This is a genomic window from Micromonospora sp. CNZ299 (assembly GCF_002754415.1).
Map to the genome: position 1 here is coordinate 6,362,929 of NZ_PEFG01000001.1, position 21,299 is coordinate 6,384,227.

Annotated in this window: 18 protein-coding genes; 8 read left to right on the forward strand and 10 right to left on the reverse strand. The window is 71.5% G+C overall.

What is annotated here, in order from left to right:
* The first annotated feature begins 384 nt into the window (after window positions 1-384).
* The 3 genes from CLT68_RS28685 to CLT68_RS28695 all read left to right on the forward strand — a co-directional run bounded on the left by CLT68_RS28685 (window position 385) and on the right by CLT68_RS28695 (window position 2,475).
* Entirely contained in the window at window positions 385-1,149 is a 765-nt protein-coding gene (locus tag CLT68_RS28685; RefSeq protein WP_099855653.1) for a TetR/AcrR family transcriptional regulator, read from the forward strand.
* Between the two features lie 188 nt (window positions 1,150-1,337).
* Window positions 1,338-1,967 (forward strand): DUF6230 family protein, encoded by a 630-nt coding sequence (locus CLT68_RS28690; RefSeq protein ID WP_099855655.1) that lies wholly within the window; start codon window positions 1,338-1,340, stop codon window positions 1,965-1,967.
* Between the two features lies 1 nt (window position 1,968).
* Entirely contained in the window at window positions 1,969-2,475 is a 507-nt protein-coding gene (locus CLT68_RS28695) for a DUF6114 domain-containing protein (protein WP_099855657.1), read from the forward strand.
* Between the two features lies 1 nt (window position 2,476).
* Here the strand turns inward: CLT68_RS28695 and murD are convergent, their stop codons facing one another.
* A complete protein-coding gene (gene murD / locus CLT68_RS28700) occupies window positions 2,477-3,823 on the reverse strand; it encodes a UDP-N-acetylmuramoyl-L-alanine--D-glutamate ligase (RefSeq protein WP_099855659.1) in 1,347 nt (448 codons plus the stop codon).
* Window positions 3,824-3,905: 82 nt separating this feature from the next.
* Here murD and CLT68_RS28705 point away from each other — a divergent pair, with 82 nt between their 5' ends.
* Entirely contained in the window at window positions 3,906-5,255 is a 1,350-nt protein-coding gene (locus CLT68_RS28705) for a MurL-like N-terminal domain-containing (protein ID WP_099855661.1), read from the forward strand.
* Between the two features lie 105 nt (window positions 5,256-5,360).
* On the opposite strand, the gene CLT68_RS28710 is transcribed toward CLT68_RS28705, so the two are convergent.
* From CLT68_RS28710 to CLT68_RS28720, 3 genes are all read right to left on the reverse strand, one after another.
* Entirely contained in the window at window positions 5,361-7,130 is a 1,770-nt protein-coding gene (locus tag CLT68_RS28710) for a PucR family transcriptional regulator (protein ID WP_486482366.1), read from the reverse strand.
* A 142-nt stretch (window positions 7,131-7,272) separates the two neighbouring features.
* The gene (argG, locus tag CLT68_RS28715; RefSeq protein ID WP_099855664.1) at window positions 7,273-8,724 is read right to left on the reverse strand and encodes an argininosuccinate synthase; all 1,452 of its coding nucleotides are present in this window, start codon (window positions 8,722-8,724) and stop codon (window positions 7,273-7,275) included.
* 47 nt (window positions 8,725-8,771) lie between these two features.
* Window positions 8,772-9,686: a TrmH family RNA methyltransferase gene (locus CLT68_RS28720; protein ID WP_486482367.1), complete on the reverse strand. Its 915-nt coding sequence runs from the start codon at window positions 9,684-9,686 to the stop codon at window positions 8,772-8,774.
* A gap of 26 nt (window positions 9,687-9,712) precedes the next feature.
* Here CLT68_RS28720 and CLT68_RS28725 point away from each other — a divergent pair, with 26 nt between their 5' ends.
* Complete coding sequence (locus CLT68_RS28725; RefSeq protein ID WP_099855668.1) at window positions 9,713-11,560, forward strand: thiamine pyrophosphate-requiring protein; 1,848 nt, start codon at window positions 9,713-9,715, stop codon at window positions 11,558-11,560.
* A gap of 5 nt (window positions 11,561-11,565) precedes the next feature.
* Here CLT68_RS28725 and CLT68_RS28730 read toward each other — a convergent pair whose 3' ends face one another.
* The 4 genes from CLT68_RS28730 to CLT68_RS28745 all read right to left on the reverse strand — a co-directional run bounded on the left by CLT68_RS28730 (window position 11,566) and on the right by CLT68_RS28745 (window position 16,428).
* Entirely contained in the window at window positions 11,566-13,764 is a 2,199-nt protein-coding gene (locus tag CLT68_RS28730) for a transglycosylase domain-containing protein (protein WP_486482368.1), read from the reverse strand.
* 177 nt (window positions 13,765-13,941) lie between these two features.
* A complete protein-coding gene (locus CLT68_RS28735; protein ID WP_099855672.1) occupies window positions 13,942-14,709 on the reverse strand; it encodes a hypothetical protein in 768 nt (255 codons plus the stop codon).
* A gap of 133 nt (window positions 14,710-14,842) precedes the next feature.
* The gene (locus CLT68_RS28740; RefSeq protein ID WP_099855674.1) at window positions 14,843-15,949 is read right to left on the reverse strand and encodes an SPFH domain-containing protein; all 1,107 of its coding nucleotides are present in this window, start codon (window positions 15,947-15,949) and stop codon (window positions 14,843-14,845) included.
* Between the two features lie 5 nt (window positions 15,950-15,954).
* Window positions 15,955-16,428 (reverse strand): NfeD family protein, encoded by a 474-nt coding sequence (locus CLT68_RS28745; RefSeq protein ID WP_088949171.1) that lies wholly within the window; start codon window positions 16,426-16,428, stop codon window positions 15,955-15,957.
* 131 nt (window positions 16,429-16,559) lie between these two features.
* Here CLT68_RS28745 and CLT68_RS28750 point away from each other — a divergent pair, with 131 nt between their 5' ends.
* Window positions 16,560-17,861, forward strand: a complete 1,302-nt coding sequence (locus tag CLT68_RS28750; RefSeq protein ID WP_099855676.1) for a serine hydrolase domain-containing protein — start codon at window positions 16,560-16,562, stop codon at window positions 17,859-17,861.
* 22 nt (window positions 17,862-17,883) lie between these two features.
* Here CLT68_RS28750 and CLT68_RS28755 read toward each other — a convergent pair whose 3' ends face one another.
* Together CLT68_RS28755 and CLT68_RS28760 are read right to left on the reverse strand one after the other, a co-directional pair.
* Window positions 17,884-18,696 carry a DUF3097 domain-containing protein gene (locus tag CLT68_RS28755; protein ID WP_099857766.1) on the reverse strand — a complete coding sequence of 271 codons (813 nt, stop codon included), beginning with the start codon at window positions 18,694-18,696 and terminating at the stop codon, window positions 17,884-17,886.
* A 75-nt stretch (window positions 18,697-18,771) separates the two neighbouring features.
* The gene (locus CLT68_RS28760; RefSeq protein WP_099855678.1) at window positions 18,772-19,674 is read right to left on the reverse strand and encodes an alpha/beta fold hydrolase; all 903 of its coding nucleotides are present in this window, start codon (window positions 19,672-19,674) and stop codon (window positions 18,772-18,774) included.
* Between the two features lie 122 nt (window positions 19,675-19,796).
* Here CLT68_RS28760 and CLT68_RS28765 point away from each other — a divergent pair, with 122 nt between their 5' ends.
* Window positions 19,797-20,372 (forward strand): TetR/AcrR family transcriptional regulator, encoded by a 576-nt coding sequence (locus tag CLT68_RS28765; protein WP_486482369.1) that lies wholly within the window; start codon window positions 19,797-19,799, stop codon window positions 20,370-20,372.
* Window positions 20,373-20,500: 128 nt separating this feature from the next.
* A complete protein-coding gene (locus CLT68_RS28770; protein WP_088949176.1) occupies window positions 20,501-21,295 on the forward strand; it encodes a hypothetical protein in 795 nt (264 codons plus the stop codon).
* The last annotated feature ends 4 nt before the right edge of the window (window positions 21,296-21,299 follow it).

A 21,299-nucleotide genomic window follows, 5' to 3' on the forward strand; every position in this document is an offset into this window, starting at 1 on the left:
ACCGCCGGGCGGGGACGCCCGTGCGGGGATCGGGGCCGTCCGTAACGGACGGCGGTGGTGGAGGGTGCCGGGCGGCCGTCGGGACCGGCCGGCGGTGGTGGCGGAGGCCGGGCGGCGGTCAGGGCCGGCCGACGGTGGTGGAGGTGCCGCCGTTCAGGTGGCGGGCCAGCGTGGCGCACTGCGACGGAATCGCTTCACCTGCGCCTTTTCGGCCTTGGGAGGGCGCTCGTGTTCGGCGATAATGACAGCCATCGAGCCCTCCTTCGACGAGTCAGGGCGATCATTCGGGGAGATCACCATAGGTGACGGGACAACAACTGAGCGTGGAGAAAGTTATAAACCCCGGAGGGTCGTAAAGTCAACGCATCAAAGGGGGTCAATGAGTTGACCACGCAGAGCCACCCGCATCCGGCGTCGGTGCCCCTCCCGGGCGCGCGTCCCGGCCGCGACCCCGACCGCGCGATCAAGCGCGGCCCGCGCCGGGTCTCCGCCGAGGCGGTGGCCGCGACCCAGCGCGACCGCCTCTTCGACGGGCTCGTGCACGAGGTGGCGACGAAGGGCTACGACAACGCTCGGGTCAGCGACATCTGCCACGCCGCCGGGGTGACGCGGCCCGCCTTCTACGCTCTCTTCACCGGCAAGGAGGACGCCTTCCTCGCCGCGTACCGACACGGCATCGCCGTGGTGTCACAGCTGATGGACAGCGCCTACCACGAGGCGGGCCCGGCCTGGCCGGACGCCGCCCGCGGCGCACTGCGCACCCTGCTGGAGGTGCTGGCGAGCGTGCCCGCGTTCGCCCGGATGGCGCTCGTCGAGGTGGACGCCGCCGGCCCGGACGCCCGCCGGGAACGGGACGCGCTGCTCGGCAGCTTCCGCCGGTTCTTCGCCGACGCCGGCCCGGGACCGGCGGTCACCGGCGTGGACCGCGACGCGCTGGTGTCCACAGTGGTCGGCGGTGTCTACGCCACCATCCGCGGCCGCGTGGCGCAGGGTCGGGCGAATGAACTGCCGCAGTTGTTGCCGGTGCTCACCTACGCCTCCATCGCGCCGTTTCTTGGCACCGAAGGTGCGGCTCGGGCGACCCGACCAATACGCCCGGACGACGGCCCGAGCACGGCCGCGCCCTGCGTGCCGACCCTCCAGCCCTGATCACACGGTCGGAAACCGCAGCGGTTTTTCACTTTAGACGCATTTCACAGATACCGCGTAACCGGCTGCCGCTACACGCTGTTGACCCGCCCTTTACTCGGCGGTAACTTCGGCTCTGCGCCTCGATACGCAGCATCCCGGGTCGCAATTCCCATTGTCGCCAATGAATGATCTCTAAGGAGAGCCCCATGTCGGAGGAGACCGCACACATCGAACCCGGTCCGCCGCGCAGCGGTGTGCGCTGGCGCCGGTTCGCCGCCGCGTTCGGCACCGTCGCGGCGGGCGCCGCCGGCATGATCGTGCTCACCGCCCAGGGCGTGCTGGCCGCGCAGTTCGCCATCTCGGGCATGCCGTTCACCGTCACCGCCGACAAGCTCACCGGCACCGGGTTCGAGCAGTTCGCCACCCTCGACCAGATGATCCCGGACAGCCCCAACCAGGGCGACACCGGCGGGCAGGTCCTGGTGATGGTCTCGGCGATCGACAAGGCGGAGCTGACCAACCTCTGCCAGAGCATCAACCTGGGCGGCGTCTTCCTGAAGATCACTGCCGGCAGCGGCGACAAACCGGTCAGCGCCCGGACCCTGGTGGTCGACGGTGACGAGATCGCTGGCAACGCCTCCTTCAACAACATCGACATCGGCCAGGATGCCAGCACCCTGGACAAGGTGCCCGGCGTGAAGGGCAACCCCGGCGTCTTCTCCCAGCAGGCGGACTCGATCGTCATCGAGAACCTGCGGCAGAACAACTACGCCACCACGGCCGCCGTCTTCAACCTGCCCAACCTGCGCATGGCGTTCACCCAAGACGGGTGCTGACGTGAGCGCAAAACGACACCAGGCTGCGCCGGCCGCCCGCGGATCCCGCGGGCGGTGGCGCCGCTGGCGGCGGGGCCGTCCCTTCACCGCCGCGGTGCTGATCGCCCTTGGCGGCGCGGAGATGCTGGTGACCCTGCGCGCGCCGCTCGGGGTGCTGCTGCACGTCGGGCCCCAGGGGCTCGCCGCGTACCTGGTGCCCACCGTCCTGGTGCTCTGCGGGGTGCTGCTGATCGCCAACCCGCAGCAGAGGGTCTTCTACTCACTTGTCACGCTCGTGCTCGGGCTGGTCTCCTGGTTGACCTCGAACCTGGGCGGCTTCGTGATCGGGATGCTGCTGGCCCTGCTCGGCGGAGCGCTCGCATTCGCCTGGACCCCGGACAAGAATCGCCCGCCGGTCGTCGCGGCGGAGCCCGAGGCACCGGAGCCGAGGGAGCCCGACAACGACGCCGACACCGTGCTGCTGCCCGGCATGCAGACGCCGGACCCGACCCCCGCCGACCGGGGCTGACTCAGCGGGCGGTGTCGGCGACCGCCTGCGCGAAAACCTCGGAGCGGTGCTCGAAGTTGCGGAACCGGCCGTAGCTCGGCGCCGCCGGGGACAGCAGCACGACCCCGCCTGCCGGGGTCACCTCGCGGGACAGCCGGACCGCGTCCACCAGGTCGTCGACCAGTTCGGTACGCACCTTGGGCAGGCCGGCGAGCGCCTCGACGATCCGGGTGCCGCTGTCCGGGATGCCGATCACCGTCAGCTCCCGCTCGGCCAGGTGCTCGGCCAGCGGCGTATAGTCCAGACCCCGGTCGGTGCCCCCGACGATCACCGTCAGCGGCCGTCCGTCGTACGCGTCGATCGCGTGCATCGCCGCGTACGGGCTGGTGGCAAGGGTGTCATCGACGAAGGTCAGCCCGGACGGGTCGGTGATCTCGGTGAGCCGGTGGGCCAGCCCCTGGAACTCCGCGACCGCGACGGCGAGGTGGTCCTTGCCGGCCACCACGTCCATGCCGAGCGCGTCGAGCACGGCGAGAGCGACGCAGAGGTTGCCCTCGTTGTGCCGTCCGACCAGCGGCAGTACGGCGCGCGGGAACAGCGCCTGGTCCCCGAGATGGAACCAGGGCATGCCGTCGAGGCCGGGGGCGACGTGGGTGGTCTCGGGGTGACCGGCCCGGACCGCCGGCAGCTCACCCAGCTCGGCGGCGAGCCGGGGGTCGCCGCCGTTGACCACGATCGTCTGCGGGTTGTGGGCCAGCAGATTGAGCTTGTCGCGGTAGTACTCCCGCTCACCACCGTGCGCGTCCAGGTGCTCGGGGAAGAGCGCGGTGACCACCGCCACCCGGGGCGAGTCGGTGAGATCGCTGCACTGGTAGCTGGACAGCTCCAGCACGTACAGCTCCGCGTCCGGCAGGTCCAGGGTCGGCACCCCGATGTTGCCGCCGAAGACGTTCGGCCGGCCCATCGCGGTGAGCAGGTGGCTGATCAGGCTGGAGGTGGTGCTCTTGCCCTTGCTGCCGGTGACCCCGACGGTGCGCGCGGCGTGGTCGGCCATCCACAGCGCGGTGCCCTGGGTGACCATGACCCCGCGTCGGCGCAGCTCGACCAGCCACGGGTGGGTCTGGGGCACGCCCGGGGAGCGGACCACCACGTCGGCGGCGGCCAGCCGTTCAAAGCCCGCTTCACCGGTGACCAGCGGCGCCGCCTCGGCCAGGGGGCCGTCCCAGGGCAGCGACAGGAAGTTCGCGCTGTCGTCGACGGCGACCAGCTCGGCCGGGCCGTGCGCCGCGATGGCGGTCACAGCGGCCCGGCCCTCCCGACCGGTGCCCCAGACGGCGACGGTACGTCCGCGCAGGTCAGACAGGCGCACAGGGCTCTCCTCGGGGGTCGCGGCGGCGGCAGGGCGGGCCCGGTCCGGACACGGCCGGACGAACCAGGGCCTAGTATGGCGTGTGCCCAACGAGCAGCTCCGGCGGATGGACGCCTTCACCTTTCCGTCCTACTCGATCGACTTCGCCACCGGCGAGGTGTTGTTCGACTACGCCCTGACCGGCCCAACCGGCGAGCAGCGATTCACCGAGGTGATCACTCTCCCGCTGCCGGCCGAGCCACCCTCGGACGAGACGGTGGCGACCCTCGGTCGGGTGCTGGAGGTGCTGCACCTCGTCGCCGGCGTCAGTTACTACAAGGCCGCCGCGCCGCCCCGACTCGTGCTGCCGGCGCCGCTGGGCGCGGCCACCGTCGACTACGTCACGGCCGTCTACACCAAGGGCCTCGCGGAGTACGCGTACCGCAACCAGCTGCCGCACGTGCTCCAGCTGCGCCCGGAGGTGCCGGCCGGCTCACCGGAGCCCCCGCGCGTGTACGACGACTCCGACCGTCGTCCCCTCTCGGCGGTGGGTGGCGGCAAGGACTCGATCGTCAGCCTGGAGGCGCTACGCCGCGCCGAGCTGGACCCGGTGCCGTTCTCGGTCAACCCGAACCACGTGATCGTCGCGGTGAACGAGGCCTCCGGGCTGACCCCGCTGGCCGCCCGACGGCGGCTCGACCCGGTGCTCTTCGACCTGAACGGGGCCGGCGCGCTGAACGGGCACATCCCGGTCACCGCCATCAACTCGCTGATCGCGGTCGCCACCGCGGTGCTGCACGGGCTGGGCCCGGTCGTGATGTCCAACGAGCGCTCGGCGTCCGACCCGAACCTGGTCTGGGACGGCCACGAGATCAACCACCAGTGGTCCAAGGGCGTCGAGGCGGAGGGGCTGCTGCGGGCGGCGCTGGCCGAGCACGCCGGCCTGACCGAACCGTACTTCTCGCTGCTGCGCTCACTGTCGGAGCTGCACATCGCCCGGCTGTTCGCCGAGATCACCCGGTACGACGCCGTGGTGACCAGCTGCAACGCCGCGTTCAAGCTGCACGACGCGAGCGAGCGCTGGTGCCGTAACTGCCCGAAGTGCCGGTTCGTCTTCCTCGCCATGGCACCGTTCATGTCCCGCGAGCGGGTCACCCACATCTTCGGCGGCGACCTGCTGGCCGACCCGGAGCAGATCCCCGGCTACCGCGAGCTGCTGGGTGTGGACGGGCACAAGCCGTTCGAGTGCGTGGGCGAGGTCGAGGAGTCGGTGGTGGCTCTCGGCCTGCTCGCCGAGCAGGACCAGTGGCGCGACGCCCCGGTGATCCGAGCCCTGGTCGACGCCGTACCGGCGACAGCCTGGTCGGCGGTGGCCCACTCGGACGTCTTCACCCCCGGTGGCCCCAACCACATCCCCCCAACCTACGCAAAAACCCTGATCCCCCTCCCCTAACCCCACCCCCTCGCCCCGCTTCACCCCGCCCCGCCCCGGTGATCAAGAAGTTTGCGTCAGCAGGACTGGGATTTCTGACGCGAATCTCTTGATCAACATGGCTGGTCAGGGGGTTCGGACTGCTTCCAGGGCCAGTAGGGCCACGTGTAGGGACAGGCTGGCCTCCACCGAATCCAGGTCGACGTCGAGGATGCGGGCGATGCGGGCCAGGCGCTCGTAGAACGCCGGCCGGGACAGGTGGGCGGCGGCTGCGCCCGCGGTCTTGTTGCGGCCCTGCTCCAGGTACGCGCGCAGGGTGTCGAGCAACTGCTCCCGGGGGTGGCGGGCGTCGTATTCCAGCAGGGCGCCGAGTTCACGTTCCACGAAGGTCTGCAACCGGGGCTCGTCGCGGAGCAGGTGCAGCAGCCCGGCCAGCCCGACGTGCGGCAGGCGGAAGATCGGCAGGTCCCGCCGGTCCTGCCGGGCCGCCTCGGCGATCTGCCGCGCCTCGACCAACGACCGTCGGGCCTCGCGCAGGCTCCCCACCCCGGACCCGGCGGCCACGATCACGGCACCCGGACCAGCACCGCGGTGCACATCGACAGCGAACGGCGCACCTGACGATTCGGTGCCGGCCGTCGACCGGGGCACGTCGCCACCGGAGGTCGCCCGGCTGGCGGCGGAGTCGAGGCGTACCCGACGGAGTGCGCCGGCGAACGCGGACAGCGCGCGGTCCTCGGTGGCCGGGTCGGTCAAAGCCAGCAGCACGCCCACCGAGTTGTCGTCGACCGCGCTGGTCAGCGCGGTCAGTTTCGCCTCCCGCAGTGCCTGGCCGACGGCCTCGGACAGGTCCCGCAGCCGGGCCTGACCCGCCTCCGGGCCGCTCTCCCCCACCGGGTCCTCGACCCGGTGGCGGACCATCACGCCGACCAGGTGCCGGCGGTCGAGCACCACACCGAGCGCCTTGGCCCGCAGCGCGACCTCGTCCACCGGCCGGGAGTGGTCGAGCAGCGCGGTGAGCAGGGTGCGGTGGATCTGCCGTTCCAGCCCTTCGGCGTCGCGGCGGATCAGCCGGCCCAGCGCGAGGGTGGACGCGGCCCGCTCGATCAGGATGGTGAGTCGGGTGGGCGGGCCGACGGCCGGCTCGCTGGACCGGGCGCCGGGAACGTCGCCGCTGGCCGGCCAGCGCAGCAGCAGGCGACCCCAGTCCTGCCCCCGCGCGCCGACGGCCGTGACCAGCCAGCCGTTGTCCGGGTCGTACGCGGTGCGCCCGGTCGGCCGGATCCGCCGGGAATGCTGCTCCCAACTGTCCAGCAGCAGTTCGGCGCTCTCGCCCGCCGGGTCGTACCCGAGCACCTGCCGGGACAGGTTCTCCAGGACCACGGGGCAACCGGACAGCTCGGCGGCCTGCCGGATGACCTCGGCGGCGTCCGCGCCCTCGACGGACAGGTCGTTGAAGCGCTGGTGGATCTCCTCGGTGGCGCGCAACTCGGTGAGCTGCGCGTCGACGATCAGCGCGTGCACCGCCTCGGTGATCCGCACGAACGGGGTGGCCCGGCGCAGCTCCACCAGGGGCAGCCCTCGCCGCTCGGCGGCGGCGACCATCACCCGGGGAACCCCGCTGACGTAGCGACGGCCCAGCTCGACGACGAGCCCGGAGACTCCGACGTCGGCGAGGTCGCCGATGAACGCGCGCAGCCCCGCGTCGTCCCCGGGCAGGCCGATGCCGGTGGTGAGCACCAGCTCACCACCACCGAGCAGCGTGGCGATGTCCGGCACCTCGGCGACGTGCACCCAGCGGACGGGTCGGTCCAGCCCTGCGTCTCCGGCCACCACGCGCGGCGCGAAGTGGCGGACGGGGTCCAGGGCCAGGACCTCACGGACGGTAGGGAACACGGCCGACACGCTACCGTCCGTGACGCCGGATCTCGACCCGCCGCAGCCGAGGCCGGTCCGCGGCTCAGCCGCTGAAGCCGGTCAGCGGGCTCAGCCGCTGAAGCCGGTCAGCGGGCTCAGCCGCTGAAGCCGGTCAGCGGGCTCAGTCGACGCCGAACTCCATCGCGGCGCGGTCGAGCGCCTCGTCCTCGGGGGAGGCGACGCCCCGGGAGGCGATGGCTTCCGCGCCGCCCTCCGGCATGGCACCGATCAGCCCGGTGGAGGCTGCCTGCGCGGCGCCGATCATCCGCTGCGGGGCCCCACCGCCGACCATGCCGAGGGAGGCGTACTGCTCCAGCTTCGCCCGCGAGTCGGCGATGTCCAGGTTGCGCATGGTGAGCTGGCCGATCCGGTCCGACGGGCCGAACGCCGAGTCCTCGGTACGCTCCATCGACAGCTTGTCCGGGTGGTAGCTGAACGCGGGGCCGGTGGTGTCCAGGATCGAGTAGTCCTCGCCCCGGCGCAGCCGCAACGTCACCTCGCCGGTGACCGCCGTGCCGACCCAGCGCTGCAACGACTCGCGCAGCATCAGCGCCTGCGGGTCCAGCCAGCGGCCCTCGTACATCAGTCGGCCGAGGCGGCGGCCCTCGTTGTGGTAGTTCGCCAGGGTGTCCTCGTTGTGGATGGCGTTGACCAGCCGCTCGTACGCGGCAAAGAGCAGCGCCATGCCGGGTGCCTCGTAGATGCCCCGGCTCTTGGCCTCGATGATCCGGTTCTCAATCTGGTCGGACATGCCCAGGCCGTGCCGGCCGCCGATGGCGTTGGCCTCCAGCACCAGGTCGACCGGGCTGCCGAACTCCTTGCCGTTGATCGTCACCGGGCGGCCCTGGTCGAAGCCGATGGTGACGTCCTCGGTCGGGATCTCCACCGACGGGTCCCAGAACCGGACGCCCATGATCGGGTTGACCGTCTCGATGCCGGTGTCGAGGTGTTCGAGGGTCTTCGCCTCGTGCGTGGCGCCCCAGATGTTGGCGTCGGTGGAGTAGGCCTTCTCGGTGCTGTCCCGGTACGGCAGGTCGCGTTCGAGCAGCCACTCCGACATCTCCTTACGCCCACCCAACTCGGTGACGAAGGCGGTGTCGAGCCACGGCTTGTAGATGCGCAACTGCGGGTTGGCCAGCAGGCCGTACCGGTAGAAGCGCTCGATGTCGTTGCCCTTGAACGTCGAGCCGTCGCCCCAGATCTGGACGTCGTCGGAGATCATCGCCCGCACCAGCAGGGTCCCGGTCACGGCCCGGCCGAGCGGCGTGGTGTTGAAGTACGCCCGCCCGCCCGAGCGGATGTGGAAGGCGCCGCAGGTCAGCGCGGCCAGGCCCTCCTCGACCAGGGCGGCGCGGCAGTCGACGAGTCGGCCGACCTCGGCGCCGTAGCTGAGCGCACGACCGGGCACCGAGCCGATGTCGGGCTCGTCGTACTGGCCGATGTCGGCGGTGTAGGCGCAGGGGATCGCGCCCTTGTCGCGCATCCACGCGACCGCGACCGAGGTGTCGAGGCCGCCGGAGAAGGCGATGCCGACACGTTCGCCGGTGGGCAGGGAGGTGAGAACCTTGGACACAGGGAAGATTATGCGTCAAGACGCATGGCCATGCAAATAGAAGCGGATTACGCGCCGCCGAAGGGTGGGTCGTCGCGGCCCAGCTCCCAGAACGCCACGGCCGCGGCGGCTGCCACGTTGAGCGAGTCCACCCCGCGCCGCATCGGGATGACCACCCGCACGTCGCTGGCCGACTGGGCCGCCGCAGTGAGGCCGGGACCCTCGGCTCCGAGCAGCAGCGCCGCCCGCTCCCGCTGCGCCGGGGTCAACCGCTGGATGGGTACGGCGTCCGGGGCCGGCGTCATGGCGAGCACCGTGAAGCCCGCGTCCCGCACCTGATCCAGTCCCATGGGCCAGGGATCGAGCTTCGCGTACGGCATCGCGAAGACCTCGCCCATGCTCACCCGCACGCTGCGGCGGTAGAGCGGATCGGCGCAGGACGGCGACAGCAGCACCGCGTCGATGCCGAGCGCGGCGGCTCCCCGGAAGATCGCCCCGAGGTTGGTGTGGTTGTTGATGTCCTCCAGGATCAGGACCCGGCGCGCGGCGGCGAGCACCTCGGCCGCCGTCGGCAGCGGCCGGCGGTGGAACGACGCCAGCACCCCCCGGTGTACGTGGAACCCGGTGGCCCGTTGCAGCACGTCCTGCGTCGCGGCGTACACCGGCGCGTCGCCGGTGTCCAGGTCGGCGAGTTGGTCGACCCGCTTGGCGTCGACCAGGTACGACCGGGCCGGGTAGCCCGCGCGCAGCGCCCGGCGCAGCACCAGCTCCCCCTCGGCGATGAACAGGCCGTGCGGCGGCTCCCAGCGGGTGCGCAGTTCGACGTCGGTGAGCGCGCGGTAGTCGGCGATCCGGTCGTCGTCGGGGTCGGTGATCTGGTGGACGGGCACCCGACGATTCTGCCGGACGGCGAGCCCCGCCCTCCGACGCCCGCCCGGCGGGGTGGTTTGTCCGGAGAAGAAGAGAAATGACCGGCGGAGCATCGGACCGGACGGGAAGGATCAGCCAGGTGAGCGCAGACCACACCGCCCCGGGCGAGGCCGGTGCCCTGCCCCGGCGCCCGACCGTCGCGGACCACATCGTGTCCCGGCTGGCCAGCTGGGGTGTGCACCGCTACTTCGGCTATCCCGGTGACGGCATCAACGGCATGACCTCCGCGCTGCAACGCACCAACGAGCGGGCCCAGTTCATCCAGGTACGGCACGAGGAGACCGCCGGTTTCGCCGCCTCCGCCCACGTCAAGTACGGCGGCGGACCGCTGGGGTGCGCCCTAGTCACCAGCGGGCCGGGCGCCATCCACCTGCTCAACGGCCTGTACGACGCCAAGCTCGACCACCAACCGGTGGTCGCCCTGGTCGGGCACACCGCGACCACCGCCGAGGGCGGCGGCTACTACCAGGAAGTGGACCTGCTCGCCCTCTACAAGGACGTGGCGGCGGCGTTCCTGGCCCAGCTCGACCACCCCGCGCAGGTGCGCCACCTGGTCGACAGGGCATGTCGTACGGCGTTGGCCCGGCGTACCGTCACCGCCCTGATCCTCCCCCTGGACCTCCAGGACGAGCCGGCTGTCCCGGACCCGCCGCACGCGCACGGCTACTACCAGACCAGCAACGCGCCGAGCAGCACGCCGACCGTGCCTCCGGCGGCGGACGTGCGCCGGGCGGCCGAGGTGCTGCGCGGCGGGCAGCGGGTGGCCATGCTGGTCGGGCAGGGCGCTCTGGGCGCGCGCGACGAGGTCCGCGAGATCGCCAACCGACTCGGGGCCGGTGTGGCCACGGCACTGCTCGGCTTCACCGCCGTCGACCACCGCGAGCCGTGGGTGACCGGAGCGATCGGGCTGCTCGGCACCCGACCGAGCTGGCAGTTGATGACCGGCTGCGACCGGCTGCTGATCGTGGGCAGCAACATGCCGTACTCGGAGTTCTACCCGCCGCCCGGGCAGGCCCGCGCGGTGCAGATCGACCTGGACGGCACCCAGCTCGGGTTGCGGTACCCGACCGAGGTGAACCTGACCGGCGACGCCCGCCCCACAGTGCGGGCCCTGCTGGACGAGCTGGGCCCCGGCCCCGGGCCGACCGCCTGGCGGGCGGAGATCGCCGACAACACCTCGGCGTGGCGGCGGGTGCAACGCGACCTGGCCGAGCAGACCGCCGACCCGGTCAACCCGCAGTTGCTCTTCCACACCCTCAATGAACGCCTGCCCGACGACGTGATGCTCGCCGTCGACTGCGGCACCACCACCGCCTGGTACGCCCGACACATCCAGGTCCGCCCCGGGATGCTGGCCAGCCTGTCCGGAACGCTGCTGTCCATGGGCGGCGCCATGCCGTACTCGCTGAGCGCCAAGTTCGCCCACCCGGACCGGCCGCTCGTCGCGCTGATCGGCGACGGCGCCATGCAGATGAACGGCGTCAACGAGCTGATCACCGTGGCCAAGTACTGGCGGAGCTGGGCCGACCCACGGTTCGTGGTGCTGGTGCTCAACAACCGGGACCTGGCGTTCGTCAGCTGGGAACAGCGCTCCAGCGAGGGGACGCCGATGTTCCCGGACAGTCAGCAGTTGCCGGACATCGCCTACCACCAGTGGGCGGAGGTCCTCGGGCTGCGCGGCGAGCTGATCGACTCGCCGGAGCAGATCCCCGGCGTCTGGGACCGGGCGCTGTCCGCCGACCGGCCGGTGGTCATCAACGCCCTGGTCGACCCGGCCGAGCTGATGCTCCCGCCGCACTTCACCGCCGAGCAGGCCCGCAAGACCGCGGCGGCGGTGCTGCGCGGCGACACCGACTGGGCCGGGATCGTCCGACGCGGCCTACCGGCCACCCTCGCCAGCTACCGCCCCCGCCGCCGCGAGCGCTGAGACCGTCAGCCGCGACGATCGAGCCAGCGTTGCAGGGCCGAGCGGGGGTCCTGGGTCGGCTGCTGCTGACGCTCCGGGACCACGGGACGCTGCACGGGGCGGCGCGCGTCGCCGGCCAACTCGCGGCTGGGTGCGGCGAACGCCTTCTCCGGCTGACCCTTCACGGCGGTGGCGATGACCCGGGCGACCGCGTCGATCACCTTGCTCTGCACCGCCGAGCCCACCGAGTCGGCCGGGTCGTCCGGGTTGGCGGCGATGCCGGCCACCGCGACCTGCGGGGTGAAACCGACGAACGTCTCGGTCGAGTTCTGCTCCGAGCTGCCCGTCTTACCGGCCACCGGCCGGCCGTCGAGGATGTCGTTCACACCGGTCGCGGTGCCGCCGTTGCACTGCCCGAACGCCGACTGCTGGCCCACCGGGCAGCGAGCGGCATCGGTCGCGGCACGGGCGACGTCGACGTCGATGACCCGCTTGCAGGACGGCTGACCGACCGGCACCTTCGCACCGTCCGCGTCGGTCACCGAGACCACCGGCACCGGTGTGCAGTAGGTGCCCTCGGCGGCCACCGTGGCGTACGCGTTGGCCAGGTCCAGCGGGGTGGTGGCGGCGACGCCGAGGGTGAACGACCCCCAGTTCGCGGCGTTGTCCTTGGCGAAGGCTGCGTCCGTGTCGGCCCGGAAGGTGATGCCGAGGCGCTGCGCCATCTCGACCACCTTGTCCTGGCCGACCTGCTCGGCCAACCACACGAAGTACGTGTTCACCGAGCGGCCGAAGCCGTCCCACATCATCCGGTACCCGTCCATCCAGTCCGGGTTGGCGTTCGCCGGGCACCAGCGGCCCTCACAGCTGCCCGGCCCCTCGGCCGCGTACCGGGTGGGCAGCTTGGCGGGCGCGTCGAAGCCGGTGGAGAGGGTACGGCCCGACTCCAGCGCGGCGAGCATGGTGAACAGCTTGAATGTCGAGCCCGCCTGGTACCCGTCGACGCTGGCCCCGCCGGAGATCAACGGGTTGACGGTGTTCGGGTGGTTCGCCTGCCCGGCAGGGTTGTCGGCCAGGCTGTAGTGCCGGTTGACCGCCATGGCCAGCACCTGCCCGGTGCCCGGCTGGACCGCCGCGATCGGCAGGGCGCGCTTGTTGTCGTATCCGTAAACCTTGGTGGCCTGCTGCTGCGCAGTGGCCTGGATCTTCGGGTCCAGCGAGGTGACCACGGTGTAGCCCCCCGACCGCAGGGCCTGCTCGCGCTCGGCGACGGTGGCGCCGAACGCCGGCTGGGTCAGCCACCACTGCCGCAGGTAGTCGCAGAAGTAGCCCCAGTCGTCGTGGCCCTGGGAGACCGCCGTGCAGCCGTTGGGCTGGGCGGTGGGGTGCAGGGTCAGCGGCTCGGCCTTGGCCTGGGCGGCCTGCGCGGCGGTGATCGCGTTGGTGGCGACCATCGAGTCCAGCACGTACGACCGGCGGGCCAGCGCCGCGTCCTTGTCGCCGCTGATCGGGCTGTACGCGTCCGGGGACTGCACCAGGCCGGCGAGCAGGGCCGACTCGGCGAGTGTCAACTGCGCCGGCGGTTTGCCGAAGTAACGCTGGCTGGCTGCCGCGATCCCGTACGCGCCGGAGCCGAAGTAGGCGATGTTCAGGTACCGGTCGAGGATCTCGTCCTTGCCGAGGCTCTTGTCCAGCGCACTCGCGTACCGGATCTCCTGGATCTTGCGCCCGACGGTGGGGTCGGTGGCGGCGGCGCGCTCCTCGGCGGTGCGGGTGGGGTCGGTCTTGAGCACGTTACGGACGTACTGCATGGTCAGCGTCGAGCCGCCCTGCTCGGTGCCGCCGCCCTTGACGTTGGCCACCAGTGCCCGGGCGAGGCCGCGCAGGTCCGCGCCGCCGTGGTCGTAGAAGCGCCGGTCCTCGGCCGCCACGATCGCCTGCCGCATCACCGGGGCGATCTCCGACAACGGCACGTCGGTGCGGTTCACGTCGTAGAACGTGGTGATCAGCGTCTTGCCGTCGTTGGCGTACAGGTACGAACGCTGCGGCGTGGCGGGGGTCTTCAGCGAGGCGGGCAACGCGGCGTACGAGCCGAGCGCGGCGCGGGCGCCGAGCCCGAGCAACAGGTTGCCCGGCAGCGCGGCGACTGCCAGGACAAGCCCGGCCAACACGCCGGCGAGCAGCACGGTGAACAGCCGCGACAGCGGCGAGCGGGGGGCGGCCATGTTTCCCAGGATTGCCACGAAAGCCGCCAACCGACCACCCCCGAAGGCCAACTGTCAGCAACTTCACGGCCTCCCACCAGCCAACCCCCAACCGCCCCGAGCCGTCGATCATGAAGTTATCGCCCCGACACGCCGATGCCGAGCGCGACAACTTCATGATCAACGGGCGGCCCGGGTTTACGGGGCTGGGGTGCTCAGGCTGGCGCTGGCGGCATCTCTCGCGGTTTCACGGGGCATCAGGCGGCCGGAGCGGTAGCCGATGCCGATGCCGGCGATCAGCACGAAGATCGCGCCGAACGTCTGCAGCGAACCGATCAGGGCGCCACCGAGGCCGAGCAGCGGCGCAGCGATGATCAACATGACGCCGTCGCCGAGGCTGAAGGTGCCCGAGCGGGCCACCGCCCATCCGGTGAGGAACCAGCCGACGCTGTAGAACGTCGCTCCGAGCAGGACCAGCGACCGCGCGGTGGTGCCGAAGACCGGCGTCTGCTCGGCGAGCCCGGCGAACGGCAGCATCAGCACGGTACCGGCGATGCTGACCAGCAGCCCAGCGGCGGCCACCCGGCGGCTGCGGGTCGCGGCCAGCAGACCGGTGAGGGCCAGCAGCGCGAGCAGGCCGAGCCAGACCGCGGCCACCCAACCGATCAGGTACACCGCCTGGCCGTCGGCCGGATAGGGGTCGTTGCCCACCCCTCCGTCACTGGCCATCGCCACCGCGCCGTAGAGGATGGCGTACGCGGGCAGCAGCCACACCGCGGCCCGCGCGAACCGACGTATCGACCAGGCCCAGGTGGCGTTCGTGGCCGGGGCGCCCGGGCTGGGCTCGCCCACGAACGGCAGTACGCCGAACCCGCCTCCGCTGCGCCGGGAGCCCAGCGGGGCGACCGGGTCGTGCGCGCCGGGCACCGGGGCCGAGGACCACATCCGATTCGCCGGATCCTTCATGCGTCACCTCGCTCGTCCACGAGCGGTGCGAGACGCGCCGGGGCGCCCCGATTGCCTGGTCACCACCCGTCCTAGGACCGATCGTGGCAGGCGTCGGAGCGCCCCATGAGACTTTTTCGTATTAAGGCCGTGATCAGCCGCGTTCCCGCTGGTCGGCTGGGTCCTCGGTCAGGCTGGCCGGGGACACCGGCTCCGGGGCGGGCAGCCCCTGCGGCTTGTTGCCGCCGGTGGCCTGCGCCTCGGCGACGCGTACCTCGTCGTGGATCTGCTGGGCGGCATCCGCAGCGGCCTGCGCCGCCTCCGCGGCCTCGCGCTGGACCTGGCTCGCGTGTTCGGCCGCCTCCGGTGCGGGCAGGTCCCCCACCATCTGGCTCAGCCCGCCGAGCGCGCCACCCATGCCCTCCAGGGCCTTGGTCAGCTCGGCCGGGACGATCCAGACCTTGTTGGCGCTGCCCTGGGCGATCTGCGGCAGGGCCTGCAGGTACTGGTAGGCGAGCACCTTCTGGCTCGGGTTCGCCTGGTGGATCGCGTCGAAGACCGTACGAATCGCCTTCGCCTGACCCTCGGCCTGCAGAATCTGGGCCTGCCGGTCACCGTCGGCCCGCAGCACCGCCGACTGCTTGTCACCCTCGGCGGTGAGGATCACCGACTGCTTGTGGCCCTCGGCGGTGAGGATCGCCGCGCGACGGTCACGCTCGGCGCGCATCTGCTTCTCCATGGAGTCGCGGATGCTGGCCGGCGGCTCGATCGCCTTGATCTCGACCCGGGTCACCTTGATGCCCCAGCGGCCGGTGGTCTCGTCCAGCACCCCGGAGAGGTGCCGGTTGATCTCGTCCCGGCTGGTCAACGCGCGCTCCAGGTCCAGCGAGCCGATCACGTTACGCAGCGTGGTGACGGTCAGCTGCTCGATGGCCTGGAGGAAGCTGGAGATCTCGTAGGTCGCCCGGACCGAGTCGACCACCTTGAAGTAGAGAACGGTGTCGATCGAGACCACCAGGTTGTCCGAGGTGATCACCGGCTGCGGCGGGAAGCTGACCACCTGCTCGCGCATGTCGACCTTGGTGCGCACCGCGTCGACGAACGGCACCAGCAGGTTGAGGCCGGGGTTGAGCGTGCGCTTGTACTTACCGAGCCGTTCCACCACGTCCTGGCGCTGCTGCGGCACGATCCGCACCGCCTTCGCCAGGGTTATCACGGCGATCAGCGCCACCGCGATCACCAGCACCCCGATTACGGTCATTCAGTTCACCCTCTCGCTTCCGGCAGCTCGCCGGCGGAAGAAACGTCGTCCTGCCAGACCAGGGCGGTCGCGCCCCGAACCTTGATCACTCGAACCCGTTGACCAGGTTCGTAAAATTGCGTCGTGTCATACGAGCGGGCGGTCCACAGCTCGCCGTCGATCTTGACGAGGCCGTGCTCAGCGTCGACCCGTTCCAGCACCAGCGCCGTGGAGCCCTCGATCGCCTCCACGCCGAACGGCTGCTCGCCGCTGTCGAGCGCCGAACGGCTGTGCCGCCGGATGACCGGCCGGACCACCACCACGCTCAACGCCGACACCACAGCGAAGACCAGCGCCTGCACCGCAACCGGCGCACCCAGGGCGGCGGCACCGGCGGCGGCGAACGCCCCGGCCCCGAACATGATGAGAAAGAGCGTCGTCGTGAAGATCTCGGCGACCGCCAGCACCACACCTAATACGATCCACACCACCGCGTCCACCCCCTGATCGTGACACGCGAATGCACGAACAGCCCACCTCTCATGATCAGCAGGCTCGCCGAAATGGACTGGCCGGCCGAAACACCCCCGGCTAGGGTCCGGTCCGAGCCACCGATCGAGGAGAGATTCCCTTGACCCTGCTGCCCGCGACCGCCCGACAGATCGACACCCAGGTCACCCAGGCGCAGATCGACGGTCTCACCCCGTCAGTGGTGCTGGGCGTGGTCCGTGACGGCGCGCTCGTCCACCTGGCCGCCGCAGGCGAGCAGCCCCGCCCGGACGCCAACCTGCAGTACCGGGTCGGCTCGATCAGCAAGACGATGACCGCGTCCCTGATCATGCAGCTGCGCGACGCCGGACGGCTCAGCGTCGACGACGAGCTGGAGAAGCACCTGCCGGGCACCGTTGTCGGCTCGCTCACCCTGCGTCAGCTGCTCGGGCACGCTAGCGGCATGCAACGCGAACCCGAGGGCGAATGGTGGGAACGGGCAGCGGGCACCGACCTGGCCACGCTGCTCGCCGGCCTGACCGCCGACAAGGTCGCCTATCCGCCGCACACCGCGTACCACTACTCCAACCTGGCGTACGCGCTGCTCGGCGGGGTGCTCGAACGGCTCACCGGAACGCCCTGGGCCGACCTGCTCAACGACCGGCTGCTCGGCCCGCTCGGAATGCGCCGCACCACGTACGCGGCCACCGAGCCGTACGCCCGCGGCTACGTCGTACACCCCTGGCACGGCACGCTGCGCGAGGAGCCCCGCACCGACACCGGCGCGATGGCCCCCGCCGGGCAGCTCTGGTCGACGATCGAGGACCTGGGCCGCTGGGCCGCCTTCCTCGCCGACCCCGACCCGTCGGTGCTGGCTGCCGGGACGCTCACCGAGATGTGCGCGCCCGTGGTGATCAGCGATCTCGACTCCTGGACCGGCGGGCACGGCCTGGGGCTGGAGCTCTACCGCGACGGCGAGCGCGTGTACGTCGGGCACGGCGGCTCGATGCCCGGGTACGTGGCCGCCCTCGTGGTGCACCGGCCGACCCGTACCGCCGTGGTCGGCTTCGCCAACTCGTACGGCTTCCCGATCACCGGGCTCGGCCGCCGGCTGCTGACCACAGTGCTGGACGCCGAGCCGGCGTTCCCGCAGCGGTGGCGGCCGGCCACCGCCACGCCCACGGCCGAGCTGGCAGAGCTGACCGGCCGCTGGTGGTGGATGGGCACCTCGCTGGACCTGAGCTGGGACGCGGGTGACCTGGTAGCCCACGTCCGTGGTGAGCGGGTGAGCCGGTTCACCGCCGAGGGAACGGACCGCTGGCGGGGACGCTCCGGCCCGGAGAACGGCGAGATCCTGACGGTGCGGCGCGACGACAGTGGGCGGGCGGTGGCCGTCGACATCGCCACGTTCGTCTTCACGCGCAGCCCCGACGAGATCCCCTGACCCGCCGGACGGGTCAGCCGGCTCAGGGGGCTTCGGTGACGAAGTCGATGAGGCGTTCCATGGCGTTGATCAGGGGAGTCTCCACGTCGGCGAAGCTGTTCACCCGGGACAGGATGTGTCGCCACATGTCCGCTGGCTCGGCCACGCCGAGGGCCGCGCAGACCCCCTCCTTCCACGGCCGCCCCGGCGGCACGACCGGCCACGCCGCGATACCCAGCGCCGCTGGTTTGACCGCCTGCCAGACGTCCACGTACGGGTGGCCGGTCACCAGCACGTAGGGCGAGTTCACCCGGGCCACGATCCGGCTCTCCTTGCTGCCCGGCACGAGGTGGTCGACGAGCACGCCGAGTCGTCGGGTCGGGCCGGGGCCGAAGTCGCGTACGTCGGCGTCGAGGGCGTCGATGCCGTCCAGCGGCTCCACGACGACACCCTCGATCCGCAGGTCGTCGCCCCAGATCCGCTCGACCAGCGCGGCGTCGTGGATGCCCTCCACCCAGATCCGGCTCGCCTTGGCCACCTGGGCGCGGACGTTGTCCACCGCCACCGAACCGGACGCGGTGCGTCGACGGGCCGCCGGCACCGGCGCGCGGGTGGGGCGGCGCAGCGTCACCGGGCGGCCGTCGAGCAGGAACGCCGCGGGCAGCAGCGGGAAGTTGCGCCGTCGGCCATGCCGGTCCTCCAGCACGACCGCGCCGGCCTCGAAGCCCACCACCGCTCCGCAGAACCCGGAGTCGGCATCCTCGACCACGAGATCCGGTTCGGCGTCCACCTCGGGGGTGACCTTCCGCCGCCGCCAGTCCCCCGCCAACACGTCCTCGCCGTATCGCCCCGCCATGTCGATCACGCTAACTCCCCCACCAGCACCCCGCGCCCCGACACACCGCCTCACCCCACCTCACCACTCAGTCGATCATGGAGTGGATTCGAGGCGGCCCAGGGTGCTCTCGACCGGTGCCGGCCAGACGGAGTCCTTGAGGCCGAGGGCGTCGCGGAGGTAGGCCCACGTGAGCCGCTGGATCAGAGCAACCCTCTCGGGGTTCTCGTCAGTCGTCTCCCTGGCCTCGTAGTCGGAGATGCCGCCGAGCGAGTGCTCCGCTCCGAACAGCGTGAGCAGGCTCTTGCTCCCCGGGCTCAGGTGGTACGCGTCGGTGAACCAGCCCGGCCCACGGACCGACAACGGGGATTCGTCCCGATCGCCCGCGACGACGAGGGTCGGGGTGTTCATGTCCGCGAAGCTCGGGCTCATGAAGGGAAAGTGCTCGGCAGCGAACGGGGAAAGATCGCCTCCGCCCCGGCCGGTCACGGCCAGGAGGACGCCTGCCCTGATCCGTTGGTCGGACATGTCCTCTCCGGGGTTCCCGTCGGCGTCGAGGACTCGGGCACCCAGCAGGGTGCTCGCCGTCTGGGCGCCCCAGGAGTGGCCGGCCACGGCGATTCGGGTGCGGTCGAGACGTCCAGCGAGGCTGGGAACGGACGACTCCAGCAGGTCGAGCTGGTCGAGGGTGCGCTTCAGGTCGTCCACCCGGATTCGCCAGATCCGCGGTGTGCGGGTGTCGTCGGGCGGAAGGTTCAGGCGCCGTGAGTCGAGGTGGGTGGGCTGGATGACGACGAAACCGTGCGAGGCCCAGAAGTCGACCAGCGGACCGTAGTTGGTTGCCGCAGAGCCGAAGCCGTGCGAGAAGACGATGACGGGCAGCTCATGGCCGGTCGTGGGTGCGGAGACCCGTACGTGCAGATCGTTACCGCGATCCGGGGTCGGCAGCGTGATGGGGTGGACCGTGACGACTGGCGTGGGCTCTGGCATCGCGTGCATGGTCGTTCCTCCGTGACTTGGGATTGGCCTGCCGTTCTGGCATGCTGCATATGCGGAACTGGGTTCCGCTAAAACATACGGAACACGGTTCCGTTTTTTCAAGGGATGTGACGGGGGTAACGGTGGCCGGCACGGAGTCGGGTGCCCCGCGCAAGCAGCGGGCTGATTCGCGGCGCAACGAGACGGCGCTGCTGGAGGCGGCCGCTGCGGCATTCGTCGTCTCCGGAGTCAATGCGCCGGTGCGCGACATCGCCGGCAGGGCGGGCGTCGGCGTCGGGACGATCTACCGCCACTTTCCGACCCGGGCCGATCTGATCGTCGCGGTGTACCGACACCAGGTCGAGGCATGCGCCGAGGCGGGCCCGGTGCTCCTGGCCGAGAGCGCCACACCGCACGCCGCACTGGCGAGCTGGATCCACCTCTTCGTCGACTTCCTGGTCACCAAGCACGGCCTGGCCGAGGCGATGCGGTCCGACGACGCCGCCTTCCAGACGCTGCACGCCTACTTCCTCGACCGGCTCGTCCCGGTCTGCGCCGAACTGCTCGACGCCGCCAGCACGGCGGACGAGATCATTCCCGGCATGGACGCCCTCGTCCTGATGCACGGCATCGGCAACCTCTGCATCGGCGCCGACAGCCCTGCCTACGACGCGCGCCTCATGGTCGGACTGGTCATCGAGGGCCTGCGGCTGCGTTAGCGGTACGCGAGCCGGGTCGCAGCGGCGCGCCACGGCCGAGGATCGGGCGAAGGGGGCAGTTCGGGGCAGGCCGGGCGGCGGGAGCGGCAGCCGAGACAGAGCCGGTCGTGACCACGTACCCTTTCGGCATGTCCACCCCCGCAACGGGCGCGGCCACAGTCGCGCCGCGCCGGTCGAGCCGGTTCGTTGCCTGGGTGCGCGCGTGGCGCGCCGGGCTGGTGCCGTACGACGAGGTCGCCGACGCCATCGCCGGCAACGAGGAACATCTCGTTGCGGACGCCCCGGGCACCTGGACCGACGTCCCGCTGGGCGCCGCGCTTCCCACTCTGGCCAAGCTCTCACCGGACGAGATCCGCCTGGTGCTGCCCGCGCCGGGCGACCCCCGGGGGCTGCCCGGCCCCGGTGACTTCGCCGGCGCGGCGCTGGTCACGGGTGAGGCGGTGGTGGCCGGCGGGCTCGGGTTGATCCCGGAGGTCCGCTCGCACACCTCCGGCTCCGGGGACTGCTTCGAGACGGTGCTGTGGCGGGTCTACCCGCTGCCGGCCAACGCGCCCGCCGCGTCACTCTCATTGCCCGGCGCCGCCGAGGCGGAGGCCGAACTGGCCGCCGCGCTGGCCGAGACGACCGCCGCACTGACCCGCCTCGACGTGGCCCAGTGGCGGCCCGAGCTGGCCGGTGCGCTGGCCGCGCTGCGCCGGCCCGACGGCGCCACCGACCTGCCACCGGGCTTCGACCCGCGGGCCCGTCGGCTCTTCGCCCGGGCCGCGGTGCTCGACCGGGTGCTCGCGCTGGCCGGGCACGCCGCCCCGGGCGGGGCGATCAACAACTACGAGGCGCAGCAACGGGACGCGGCTCTTCGCCCGTTGACCGCAGCCTGCCGGCAGGCGCTGGTGGCCGCCTGCAACGCCCCCCTTCGCCCCTGACCGG